9 protein-coding genes are annotated in these 12,783 nt (G+C 68.8%); all 9 read right to left on the bottom strand.

From position 1 onward, the window contains the following. Positions 1-13: 13 nt before the first annotated feature. On the bottom strand, positions 14-1,450 hold the full coding sequence (locus AC07SQ_RS17320) for an 8-oxoguanine deaminase (protein WP_495272397.1): 1,437 nt from the start codon (positions 1,448-1,450) through the stop codon (positions 14-16). After that, the gene (locus tag AC07SQ_RS17315) at positions 1,447-2,862 is read right to left on the bottom strand and encodes a nucleobase:cation symporter-2 family protein (RefSeq protein WP_495272398.1); all 1,416 of its coding nucleotides are present in this window, start codon (positions 2,860-2,862) and stop codon (positions 1,447-1,449) included. The genes AC07SQ_RS17320 and AC07SQ_RS17315 overlap by 4 nt, the downstream gene beginning before the upstream one ends. A gap of 118 nt (positions 2,863-2,980) precedes the next feature. Continuing rightward, positions 2,981-3,883, bottom strand: a complete 903-nt coding sequence (locus AC07SQ_RS17310; RefSeq protein WP_495272399.1) for a LysR substrate-binding domain-containing protein — start codon at positions 3,881-3,883, stop codon at positions 2,981-2,983. 48 nt (positions 3,884-3,931) lie between these two features. Continuing rightward, positions 3,932-6,169 (bottom strand): phosphocholine-specific phospholipase C, encoded by a 2,238-nt coding sequence (locus AC07SQ_RS17305; protein WP_495272498.1) that lies wholly within the window; start codon positions 6,167-6,169, stop codon positions 3,932-3,934. Positions 6,170-6,201: 32 nt separating this feature from the next. Next, a complete protein-coding gene (locus AC07SQ_RS17300) occupies positions 6,202-6,384 on the bottom strand; it encodes a hypothetical protein (protein ID WP_070060018.1) in 183 nt (60 codons plus the stop codon). Positions 6,385-6,850: 466 nt separating this feature from the next. Further along, positions 6,851-7,750: a 5'-nucleotidase gene (locus tag AC07SQ_RS17295; protein WP_070060017.1), complete on the bottom strand. Its 900-nt coding sequence runs from the start codon at positions 7,748-7,750 to the stop codon at positions 6,851-6,853. 22 nt (positions 7,751-7,772) lie between these two features. Next, positions 7,773-9,017, bottom strand: coding sequence for a type II secretion system inner membrane protein GspF (gene gspF / locus AC07SQ_RS17290; RefSeq protein ID WP_495272400.1), 1,245 nt, complete (start codon positions 9,015-9,017; stop codon positions 7,773-7,775). A gap of 9 nt (positions 9,018-9,026) precedes the next feature. Beyond that, positions 9,027-10,418, bottom strand: coding sequence for a GspE/PulE family protein (locus AC07SQ_RS17285; RefSeq protein WP_495272401.1), 1,392 nt, complete (start codon positions 10,416-10,418; stop codon positions 9,027-9,029). Positions 10,419-10,445: 27 nt separating this feature from the next. Next, a complete protein-coding gene (gspD, locus tag AC07SQ_RS17280) occupies positions 10,446-12,779 on the bottom strand; it encodes a type II secretion system secretin GspD (RefSeq protein WP_495272402.1) in 2,334 nt (777 codons plus the stop codon). Positions 12,780-12,783: the final 4 nt, after the last annotated feature.

The raw sequence follows: 12,783 nt of genomic DNA, 5'->3' as shown, positions 1-12,783 counted from the left end.
GCGCACCGCTTTTTCAGGCGGTGTGCGGATGCCGCGCGCTGTCGTACAGCGTGCGCGCCAGGTCGCGGTGCGTGGCCAGCAGCGGCGCCAGCTCGAAGCCCGTGAAGCGCCCGTCGCGGATGCGGACCACGCCGTCGATCACGCTCAGCGCGGCCGCCACCGGCGTGCAGAACACCAGCGCCGCGACCGGGTCGTGCCAGGCGCCCGCGTGGTCCACGCCGCGCATGTCGAAGGCCACGAGGTCGGCCGACATGCCCGGTGCCAGCGCACCGATGTCGTCGCGCCCGAGCACGCGGGCGCCGCCGAGCGTGGCGATCTCCAGCGCCTCGCGCGCCGTCATGGCGGCGGGGCCGTAGCCCACGCGCTGCAACAGCATGGCCTGGCGTGCCTCGCCCAGCATGTGCGCGCCGTCGTTCGACGCACTGCCGTCCACGCCCAGGCCCACGGGCACGCCCGCGCGCTGCATGGCCCCGATGGGCGCGATGCCCGAGGCCAGCCGCATGTTCGAGCACGGGCAGTGCGCCACGCCGGTGCCGGTGCGCCCGAAGAGCGCGATGCCGGCGTCGTCCAGCTTCACGCAGTGCGCGTGCCACACGTCGTGGCCCACCCAGCCCAGGTCTTCGGCGTACTCGGCCGGCGTCATGCCGAACTTCTCGCGCGAGTACGCCACGTCGTTGTCGTTCTCGGCCAGGTGCGTGTGCAGCGACACGCCGCGTTCGCGCGCCAGCTCGGCCGACAGCCGCATCAGGTCGCGCGACACCGAGAACGGCGAGCAGGGCGCCAGCACGATGCGGCGCATCGAGTGGCGCGCGGGGTTGTGCCAGCGATCGATGAGGCGTTCGCTGTCGCGCAGGATCGCGGCCTCGGTCTCCACCACCTCGTCGGGCGGCAGGCCGCCGGCGCTGCGGCCCACGCTCATGCTGCCGCGCGCCGCGTGGAAGCGCATGCCCATGGCGTCGGCGGCCTCGATCGAGTCGTCGAGCCGCGAGCCGTTGGGGAACAGGTAGAGGTGGTCGCTGGTGGTGGTGCAGCCCGAGCGCATGAGCTCGGCCATCGCGGTCTGCGTCGACACGCGGATCATCTCGGGCGTGAGCCGCGCCCACAGCAGGTACAGGTTGGTGAGCCAGCCGAAAAGCTCGGCGTCCTGTGCCTCGGGCACGGCACGCGTGAGGCTCTGGTACATGTGGTGGTGCGTGTTGACCAGCCCGGGCATCACGACATGGCCGTGCATGTCGATGGCCTCAGCCTGGCCGCTGCGCAGCGCGTCGAGGTACGCCGCCGGTAGCTCGGCCGTGGCGCCCACCCAGGCGACGGCGGGGCCGTCCATCACCACGGCGCCGTCGGCGATCTCGCGCCGCGCGGCGTCCATGGTGACCAGCACGTCCGCGTGGCGCACGATCAGCAGCGGCGGGCGCTGCGGTGAAGAGGACGAAGGGTTTGGGAAAGTCATTCGGTACCGTGCGAAGTGCGCGCCGCCATCGCGAAGGAGCGTTCCTTCGACAGCACGCCGTTGTAGAAAAGATTGAGCAGCACCGCGGCCAGCGTGCCCAGCACGATGCCGCTGTGCGTCAGCGGATGGGTCCAGGCGGGGAAGTGCTGGAAGAAGTTGGGCGACAGCGGGGGCACCAGGCCCAGCCCGATGGAAATGGCGATCACGTACAGCGCATGGCGGTTGTGCGCATAGTCGATCGCACCCAGGATGCGCACGCCCGTGGCCGCCACCATGCCGAACATCACGATGCCCGCGCCGCCGAGCACGAACTGCGGCACCGAGGCCACGATGTGCGCGATCTTCGGAAAGAGCGCCAGCGCGATCAGCATCAGGCCACCGCCCGCCGCCACGTAGCGCGAGCGCACGCCCGTCACCGTGACCAGCCCCACGTTCTGCGAGAACGAGGTGTACGGAAAGGTGTTGAACACACCGCCGATGACCGTGCCCAGCCCGTCGGCGCGCAGCCCGCGCGTGAGCGCGTCGGTCGTCACCTTGCGGCCGGTGATCTCGCCCAGCGCGAGGAACATGCCGGTGGATTCGACCAGCGTGATGAGCATCACGATGCACATCGAGGCGATGGCCGTGAGTTCGAAGCGCGGCAGGCCGAAATGAAAGGGCGTGGTCACGGCCATCCAGCTCGCTTCCTCGAGCCCGTCGAAGTGCATGCGCCCGAGCGCCAGCGACAGGCCCACGCCGAACACGATGCCCAGCAGCACCGCGATGTTGGCGATGAGGCCCCGCCCGAAGCGCGTGATCGCGATGATCACCGCCAGCACGGCCGCGGCAATCGCCAGGTTCACCGGCTCGCCGTAGGCCGGGTTGGCCACCGCGTGCGCCACGCCGTCGACCATGCGGGTCGCGGTGGGCTGGCCGCCGGCGGCCCAGTTGATGGCCACGCCCATGAGCGACACGCCGATCAGCGTGATGACCGTGCCCGTGACCAGCGGCGGAAACACGCCCAGCACGCGCCCCATGAGCGGCGCGACGAGCATGCCGAACACGCCCGCCACGATGGTCGCGCCGTAGATCGCGGGCAGCCCGAGCGAGGGGTCCATGCCGATGGCGATCATCGGCCCGACCGCCGCGAAGGTCACGCCCATCATCACCGGCATGCGGATGCCGAAGCGCCAGAAGCCGATAGCCTGCACCAGCGTGGCGATGCCGGCGGCGAACAGGTCGGCGTTGATGAGGAAGGCGATGTCGGCCTTCGAGAGGCCGAGCGCACCGCCCACGATGAGCGGCACGGCCACCGTGCCCGCGTACATCACGAGCACGTGCTGCAGGCTCAATGCGCCGTAGCGGGCGAGCGGAAGCTTCTGGTCGACCCCTTCGCCGTCTCCTGCGGGGGGCTTTTTATCGTTCGAGAACATGGGAACCTTTCCTGCCGATGAACCGGCGCGGCAGTCTAGGAGCGATGTCTTTGCACATGCAAAGTCAATAAATGACGCGCCCTGTGCACAAAAAGTGGACGGTCATCCAGGGTGCATGTCAGGGCGCCAGCAGGTCGTCCAGGCAGGCCACGACATGGTTCGCGAACAGCTCGGCCGCCGCGCTCGGCGCCTGCGCGGCGCGGGTCTCGAGCGTGAGCGTCTGCGCGCGCAGCGTGGTGTCGCGCAGCGGCACGAAGACCAGGCTGCCGTCGTTGCGCTCCTCATCCACGTCCAGCCGATTGAGCAGCGTGATGCCGCCGCCGTCGCGCACCAGCCGGCGCATCAGCGCCGTGGAGGTGGTCTCGACCACCGGCGACACGCGGATGGCCGAGCGCTCGAACGCGGCGTCGAGGATCGGGCGGATCGACAGAGAAGGCGCGGGCAGGATCAGCGGGTAGCCCACGCACTCCGCCAACAGCGCGGTCGCATGCGCCGTGAGCGGATGGCCCGGTGGCACCACCGCGCCGATCGGCCATTCGCTGCTGAACAGCGTGCGAAAGCCGGCCGTGCCGGGCACGTCGTAGGCCAGCGCCAGGTCGGCATCGCCTTCGGCCACGCTGCGCAGCACGGCCGCGATGGGCAGGCCCAGCAGCTTCAGCTGGATGCCCGGGTGCGCGGTGCGAAAGCGCTGCACCACGGCCGGCAGGAAGGCGTCGGCCAGGCCGGCCGTGGTGGCCAGCGTGACCTCGCCCTGGCGCAGGCCGCGCACGTCCTCGATGCGCTGGCGCACCAGGTCGAACTCGCGCAGCGTGCCGCGCGCATGCGCCAGCACGATCTCGCCCACGGGCGTGAGCTTGAGCGTGTTGTGGATGCGCTCGAACAGCGGCGCGCCCAGTTCTTCCTCGAGGTTGAGGATCTGCCGATTGACGGCCGTGGGCACCACGTGCAGCTGCTCGGCCGCCTTGCGGATCGAGCCCGCGCGAACCACCTCGACGAAGTACCGGATGACCTTGGCGTGCATGAATTCCCCCGCGCCGCTGGCGGGCGCGGGGGGATCATGCCTACGTCTTCAGAGGTCGGGCAAGCCCATCGCCGGATCGCTGACCGTGTGCTTGCCGGTTTCCACGCGGCCGGCGAAGCGGCGGTAGAAGGCCGGGTCGCTGTCGCAGGTGACGGCGAAGTCGTACCACTGGCCGCTGGCGGCGAGCTCCCAGTGCTGCTCGGCCTGGGCGCCGCCGTTCACCGTGGCGTTCCACGGGCCGTCGTCGCGGTAGGCCTTGGCACGCACCGTGAACTTGCAAGGGGCCTTGCCGTCGTTGCGCATCTGCAGGTAGACGTTGCCGTTGGCGATGTCGTAGCAGACACGCACCTCGGGCGCGGCCACGCCGCCGGCGCGCAGGCGGTTGAGGTCGCCCTTGAAGTGGCGGTGGTAGCCGTTGGGGCCGAGCACCCACAGGTCGTAGAAGCCGCTGTTGTCGATCGCAGCGGTCCAGCTGTCGTCGAGTGTCTTGCCGGGCTCGACCATGTAGCGGCGCGGCAGGCGGTCGAGGTTGAGCTTGTCGTACACGTGGAACACGGCCGCGGCCTTGCCGGTGTTCGAGAAGATCAGCTTCACAGTGCCGGCGAGGGTGTCGGCCCTGGCGCTCGTGTGCAGCTCGTAGGGCAGGGCGCGCGACGGGCGCGTGCCGGTGGCCTGGCGCGGCAGCTGCGGGTCGAGTGGCAAGGGGACTGCCGCTCGCTTGGTCGTGCCATCCGCCTCGAACTCTTGCGCTTTGTTCTGCGCAACGGCTTCGTCCAGGCTCTTTTTTCCCGCGAGTTGAGGCCGCGGCTCGTTGTTCGGGTTGGCGAAATTGAAAGCGCTGGTCAAGTCGCCACACACCGCGCGACGGAACGGGCTGATGTTGGGCTCCGCCACGCCGAAACGCGCCTCGATGAAGCGCAGCACCGAGGTGTGATCGAAGGCTTGCGAATTCACCCAGCCACCACGGCTCCATGGCGAGACCACGTACATGGGAACACGCTTGCCCGGTCCGAAGACCTTGCCATCTGGTGGATATTTGTTCTGGTCGGTGGTGCCGGGCGGTGCAGGGTAGTTGTGGTATTCGAAGGCGAGATCGGCATCGCTCAGTGTGGTCTTGCCGGCGGCGGTGCCGTCCGGATTGATGGAAGGTGCGGCCGGCGACGGGTAGTGGTCGAAGATGCCGTCGTTCTCGTCGAAATTGATGAACAGCACGGTCTTGCTCCACACCTCGGGCACGGCGGTGAGCGCATCCAGCACTTCCTGGATGTACCAGGCGCCCAGCACCGGGCTGGAGGGCCCCGGATGCTCAGAGTAGGCGTCGGGGGCCACGATCCAGGACACCTGCGGCAGCTTGCCGTTCTTCACGTCGTTTCGGAAGGTGTTCAGGTACTCGTCCACCTTGGTGCCGGGCATGGTGTTGGCAATGCCCTTGTACAACGGGTTGCCGACGTCGTCGCTGGCTGGATCGTAGATCGGCACCGGATTCTGGCTGGTGATCTGCTTTGCCTTCGCTGCTTCGTTGGCCAGGCGGTATTGCTTGAAGCCCGTGAGCGGGTTGTCGCCGTAGTTGTCGGGTATGTTTTCATACACGATCCATTTGACTTTGGGCGTTGCTGCTTCCAGGCGTTCGGGGTAGGTCTTCCACTCATAGCCGGAGGTCGAAGCGGGAGGGCGTCTGTCGTCCCATTCGTTGGTGACCGTGGCCACGCCGGCTCCGGTGGGGCCGTTGGTGCCGGTCCAGAGGAACATGCGGTTCGAGTTGGTGCCTGCGTGCATGCTGCAGTGGTAGCCGTCGCACAGGGTGAAGGCGTTGGCCAGGGCCGTTTGGTACGGCAACTCCGCTTCCTTGTAGTAGCCCATGGAAAGCGGGTGCTTGTAGCGCGGCCACTGATAGTTGCGACCACCGTCCCAGGCGTCCTGGCCATCGGACCAGTCGTGCGGTGTCTGACCCGCGCGCAGCGCGTTGCCTTTGGTCTGGTCCAAGTGGTAGGGCAGGATCGGTGTGTCCGTCTTGTCGACTTGCTGCCAGACGTTGCGTCCCTTGGGCAGCGGAATCGTGAAGCGATCGCCGAAGCCACGCACGCCCATGAGCGTGCCGAAGTAGTGGTCGAACGAACGGTTCTCCTGCATCAGGATGACGATGTGCTCGACGTCCTTGATGGTGCCGGTCTTGTTGTTGGCCGGAATGGCAAGCGCGCGGCGGATGCTTGGCGGGAAGGCCGAGAGGGCGAGGGCGGCAGCGCCGGTGGTGGCGGTGCCCGTGAGGAATTTGCGGCGTGAATTCATGGTCTTGTCGTGGGATGTCATGTGTTCGCGTGTCACGGTGCGCAGCGCATCTCGGGCTTCACGCCGGTTTCGGGTTGGGGCTGCGGGGGCGGCGTGGTGACGGGCGGGAAGCCGGCGAAGCCGCCGCCGTTGTCGCTGCCGCCGCAGGCTGACAGCGTGCAAGCCAGGATGAAGGCGGCCAGCAGCCGCGTGGGGAGCGAGGCTTGAACAAGCATGGGGTGATCCTCTCTTTGTGATGTCGTGGAGATCGGGGGTGATCAGGGCGCGAGCGCGAAAAGCGGCTGGCCCGACGTGTGCACCGGACAGGCGACAAGACTAGGGAGAACCCGTTACTCGGCAGTGAACGAGCGATGACAGTGGGACGAAACGCGTGTGACAACGCGCTGGTCTGCGGCTTTGTGGAGACCGCGAAAGAGGGGCTGGGGCGCATGCCCAGGCCACCGGGCACTTCCCTCCGCGAATGTCCCCCGGCCTGCGGCCTCCTCCTTGATTTCGCTGCGGGAAGCACCCAGTGTCCTGTGCACACCGAGCGCGGTCGTTGTGCGGGCCGATCAACGACCGCACGGCCCGTCGATCACGTCGATGGGGTGCCTTGCGCAGCGAAATCAAGGGGGAGGGCGAAGCCCGGAGGACATTCGCGGAGCAAGGTGCCTCGTCGGCGGGATCGCGCCCTGAACGGCGTCAGGGCTCGTTGCTGATGCCACTCGACACATGCCCCGCAGGCACATGCCGCGAGGCCGCATCGACGTGACCGGTCTGGTCGTCGAAGAAGAAGTCGGGCTCGAACTCGCGCAGGAACTCGCCCTTGGGCAGGCCGCCGAGGAACATCGCTTCGTCGACGCGGATGTTCCACTTCATGAGCGTGCGGATCGCGCGCTCGTGCGCCGGTGCACTGCGCGCCGTGACCAGTGCAGTGCGGATGCGCATCTGCGCATTGCCCGCCATCTGCAGCCGGTGCAAGGCCATCAGCAGCGGCTTGAACGGGCCTTCGGGCAGGGGCAGGTCGGCCTTGCTGAGTTCGTGCGCCTGGAAGGCGTCGAGGCCCTCGGCCTGGAACACGCGCTCGGCCTCGTCGCTGAAGAGCACCGCGTCGCCGTCGAAGGCGATGCGCACTTCGTTCGGCCACGCATCGCTGGCCTTGACCGACTCGACCAGCACGCGCGCGGCGGGGAAGCCTGCGGCGAGTGCCTCGCGCACGTCTTGCGCGTTGACCGACAGGAACAGGTGCGCGCGCAGCGGGCGCAGGTAACCGAAGGGCGGGCGGCCTTGGGTGAACACGCCGCGCTGCAGCTTGATGTCGGCCGCGGCGCTTGACTTGAAGATGCGCATGCCCGACACCGGGTCGTTGCGCGAGAGGATGACCACCTCGACGCGCTGCACGCCGTCTTCGTTGAAGCGAAGCAGCTTGCGGATCAGCGACGACGCGATGCCGGGGGCGGCCGGTTCATCGATGCGATCGAGCTGCAGCTTCATGTAGCCCTCGTTGTCGCCGGCCTCGAAGATCTTGTTTTCTTCTTCGAGGTTGAACAGGGCCCGCGAGGAGATCGCGACCACGAGTTTGTCTTCGAGCGTTACGGGCATGTGAGGGGCTCCCCGTCCGTCGTCACTTGACGAACTGGTTCAGCTGAATGATGGGCAGCATCACGGCCAGCACGATGAGCATGACCACGCCGCCCATGGCGACGATGAGCAGCGGCTCGAGGATGGTGGCCAGGTGCATGGCGCGGCGCTGCACTTCGGCGCCGAGTTGGTTGGCGGCGCGTTGCAGCATCACGGGCAGCGTGCCGGTCTGCTCGCCCAGGCGCGCGAACATCGACACCAGCCCCGGGAAGCGCTTCTTCTGTGCCAGCGCGGAGGCCAGCGGCGCACCTTCGCGCACCAGCACCAGCGCATCGAGCGCGTCGGCGCGCATGGCGCGGTTGCCCAGTGTTTCGGAGGCCGCCTGCAGCGCACGCAAGATGGGTACGCCGGCCGTGGCCAGCATGGCGAGCGTGCTGGCAAAGCGCGCCGCGTTGTAGCCGCGCGCGAGCTTGCCGATCAGCGGCAGCTTGAGCCACGCGGCATCGAACTTGAGGCGGAAGGCTTCCTGCGCCAGCGCGACGCGCACACCGACGGCCGCGAGCACGATGGCGCCCAGCATCCACCAGCCGTAGTTGCGCACGGCCGCGCTCAGCGACAGCATCACGGTCGTGAGGAAGGGCAGCGAGCGCTTGGTGCCCGCGAACACCTGCGCCACCTGGGGCACCACGTAGCTCACGAGGAAGATCACGATCACGATCGCCACCAGCGTGACGATGGCCGGGTACAGCGCCGCGCCGATCAGCTTCTGCTGCAGCACCTGGCGCTCTTCGAGGTCGTCGGCGAGGCGTTCGAGCACGAGCCCGAGGTTGCCGCTTTGCTCGCCGGCGCCGATCACGGCGGTGTAGATGGGCGAGAACTCGCGCGGGTGCGCCGACAGCGCACGCGCGAAGGGCGAGCCCGCGTTGACCTCGGCGCGCAGCGAGGCCACGAGGTTGCGCTGCGGTTCCGATTCGGCTTCGTCGGTGAGCGCCGTGAGCGCGCGTTCCAGCGGCAGACCGGCGGAGATGAGGCCGGCGAGCTGGCGCGTCCACACGGCGAGGTTCGTCGAATTGAAGACGCGCTTGCCGCCGCCGAGCCAGCGCGTGAGCGTGCTGCCTGCGCTGCCGCCACCGCCGGCTGCATCGCCGCCGCCGACCGGCTTGACCGACAGCGGAATGAGCGCCTGCGCCCGCAGCAGGCCGCGTGCGGCGCGCGCGGTGTCGGCCTCGAGCACGCCTTCGCGCGACTGGCCGCTGGCATCGATGGCTTCGAAGGAATAGGCGGGCATCGCGGGTCGCTACTCGCGGGTGACGCGCAAGAGTTCGGCGCGCGAGGTGATGCCGGCCTGCACCAGTCGTTCGCCGTCTTCGCGCATGGAGCGCAGGCCACCGCGTGTGCCGGCTTCGAACAGCGCGCTCTCGGCGGCCTTGCCGTGGATGAGGGCCTGCACCTCGTCGTCGGCCACGAGCAGCTCGAAGATGCCGGTGCGGCCCTGGTAGCCGGTCTGGCCGCAGACCTCGCAGCCCGGGCCGCCGCAGGCGGTGCAGACCTTGCGCACGAGGCGCTGGGCCAGCACGCCGAGCAGCGACGAACTCAGCAGGAAGGGCTCCACGCCCATGTCGGTCAGGCGCGTGACGGCACTCACCGAATCGTTGGTGTGCAGCGTGGCCAGCACGAGGTGGCCGGTGAGCGAGGCCTGGATGGCGATCTGCGCGGTTTCGAAGTCGCGGATTTCGCCGATCATGATCACGTCGGGGTCCTGCCGCAGGATGGCGCGCAGGGCCTTGGCGAAGGTGAGTTCGATCTTGGCGTTGATCTGCGTCTGGCCCACGCCCGGCAGCTCGTACTCGATCGGGTCTTCCACCGTCATGATGTTGCTGCGGCTCGCGTCGAGCCGGGCCAGCGCGGCGTACAGCGTGGTGGTCTTGCCCGAGCCGGTGGGGCCGGTCACGAGGATGATGCCGTGCGGCTGCGCAATGAGCTTTTCGAAGCGCGCCAGCGAGTCGCCCTGCATGCCGACCGATTCGAGCGTGAGCTTCGATTCGCTCTTGTCCAAAAGGCGCAGCACGGCGCGTTCGCCGTGCGCGCTGGGCAGCGTCGACACGCGCACGTCGACCGCGCGTGTGCCGATGCGCAGGCTGATGCGCCCGTCTTGCGGCAGCCGCTTCTCGGAGATGTCGAGGTCGGCCATGATCTTCAGGCGCGAGATCAGCGCGGCGTGCAGTGCGCGGTTGGGCTGCACCACCTCGCGCAGCGTGCCGTCGATGCGAAAGCGCACCGACGACGTGCGCTCGTAGGGCTCGATGTGGATGTCGCTGGCGCCGTCGCGCGCGGCCTGCGTGAGCAGCGCGTTGAGCATGCGGATGATGGGCGCGTCGCCGGCGCTGGCCAGCAGGTCTTCGACGGCCGGCAGCTCCTGCATCATGCGCGAGAGGTCGGCGTCGTTCTGCACTTCACTGACCACCGCGGCGGCGCTCGATTCGCCCTGCGCGTAGGCGGCGCTGATGCGCTGCGCGAGCGGGCCGTCGTCGAGCACCTCGAAGGCCTGCACGCCGTACTTGCGGGTCACTTCACCGACCGCGCTGCGCGCCGGATGGGAAGACATCCACAGCGTGTGGCGGCCGTCGTCCGTGGCTTCGAGCAGCAGTTGCTGGCTGCGTGCGAACGCGTAGGGCAGGGGATAGCGCATGGGGGGCTGGCGTGTGCGAAACGGGGCTCAGGGCAGCTCGCGCGAGCTGGTCGGGTCGGCGGTGGGCGGCAGCGCGCCGCGCAACGGGCTGGGCGCGAGCCGGCGGTTGTCGGTGGCGGGGCGCGGCGGCGGGATGAGCTGCGTGCCTTCCATGCGGGTCTCGCTGGTCTTCTTGCCGCTGTCGCTGCTGTTCAGGCGGTTGATGCGCACCAGCGGCGCCTCGGGCAGCACGGGCGCCGAGTCGACACCGCGCAGCATGATGTTGTCGGTGTTGGGCTGTGTGCGCTGTTGCATGCCGCGGATCTCGTCATAGCGGTCGTAGGCGAAGGCTTCGGTGGAGGCGCCGTCGCGCATCACGGCGGGGCGCAGGAACATCATGAGGTTGCTCTTGTCGCGCGTGCGCACCTCGTTCTTGAACAGGTTGCCGAGCACCGGGATGTCGCCGGCCACGGGCACCTTCTCGACGGTGTTGCCGTAGTTGTCCGACAGCAGGCCGCCGAGCATCACGAGCCCGCCGTCTTCCACCAGCACGCTCGACTCGATGGAGCGCTTGTTGGTGGTCGGGCCGTTGGGGTCCTTGGCCGTGTTCTGGTCGACCGTGGAGGTCTCCTGGAAGATGGTCATCTTCACGGTGCCGTTCTCGTTGATGGTCGGGCGCACGCGCAGCGTGAGGCCCACGTCCTTGCGCTCCACCGTGGTGAACGGGTTGATGCCGACCGAGCCCGAGGTGCTGGCGTATTGGCCGGTCACGAAGGGCACGTTCTGGCCGATGACGATCTTGGCTTCTTCGTTGTCCAGCGTCAGCAGGTTGGGCGTGGACAGCACGTTGGCGTCGCCGTCGCTGTTGAAGAAGTTGGCGATGGCGCCCAGGATGTACTGGCCGCCGATCTTGCCGGCAATGCCCAGGTTCAGGCCGGTGGAAGGCCGCACGTTGGCCACGTCGCGCGTGGCCAGGGCCTGCGTCAGCGCCAGGATGTTGGCGCTGGCCAGGCTGGAGTTGGTGCCGATGACGGCGTTGTTGCCCAGCGCGCTTTGCCACTGCACGCCGAAGTTGGCGGCCTTCTTGGCGCTGACCTCGACGATGAGCGCCTCGATCATCACCTGCGCGCGGCGGCCGTCGAGCTTGTCGATCACGGCGCGCATCTGGCGGTACTGCGGCTCGGGCGCGGTGATGATGAGCGAGTTGGTGCTCGGGTCGGCCTGGATCTGGCCGCCGGTGGACGGCTGGTTGGCGTTGTTCAGCGGCGCGTTGGCCGCGGCCGAACCGCCGCCCTGCGCGTTGTTGCCGCCGAAGCTGGCCTGCGTCATCGGCATGCTGGCCGGCGGCACCGACGAACCGGCGCTGCCCGCGGCGCCGGGCGCGCCCGGCACCTGCGACTGCTGCTGGCTCGCGGCCATGGCGGCGCGCAGCGTGGCGGCCAGGCGCACCGCGTCGGCGTTCTTCAGGTAGACCACGTAGATGTTGCCGGCCGCGCCGTTGCTGCTTTCGGCCGGCGCACGGTCGAGCTTCTCGACCAGCGTGCGCACGAGTTGCGCGCGCGCGGGGTTGGCAGCGCGAAGAATCAGCGAGTTGCTGCGCGGGTCGGCCATCAGCGTGGTGCGGAACGAGGCGTCGGCACCGCCCGGTGCGGCCGCGCCCGGCGCCCCCGCTCCACCGCCTTCGACCAGCCGCGTGACCAGCGGCACCATGTCGGTGGCCACCGAATGCTTGAGCTGGATGACTTCGATGTCGGACGCATTGGGCACGTCGAGCGACGCGATGATGCGCGCCAGCCGGCGCATGTTGTCGGCGTAGTCGGTGATCACGAGCGAGTTGTTGCCCGGGTTCACGTTGATGGTGTTGTTCGGCGGGATCAGCGGGCGCAGCACCGGCAGCAGGCTGTTGGCCGACTCGTAGTTCAGGCGAAAGATCTGCGTGACGATCTGGTTGCCCGCGGCCGCGCTGGCGCCGCCGATGGAGGTGTTGACGGTGCTGGTCTGCAGCTTGGCGTCGGCCTCGGGCACCACCTTGTACAGGCCGTCGGCTTCCACCACCGCGAAACCCTGCAGGCGCAGCGCGGCGGCGAACTGGTTGAAGGCGGCGGCCGGCGCCAGCGGGCGGTCGGTGACCAGGTTCATGGTGCCCTTGACGCGCGGGTCGACCACCACGTCGCGCCCGGTCACGACCGCCATGGTGCGGGCCACGGCCTCGATGTCGGCGGCGGCGAAGTTCAGCGTGATCGGTTCGCCGCGCCGCGGGGCGTCGCCGGTCTGCGCGTAGGCGGGCGGCAGCACCGGCACGAACGACGCCGCGATCAGCAGGCGTACCGCGAGCGCGACGAGGCCGGGGCGGGCGCCGGACGAGGACAGAGGCTTCTTCATGGTC

It is taken from the genome of Variovorax sp. GW821-FHT06D12 (genome assembly GCF_059419205.1).
This window is presented reverse-complemented; position numbering and strand designations above follow the sequence as displayed.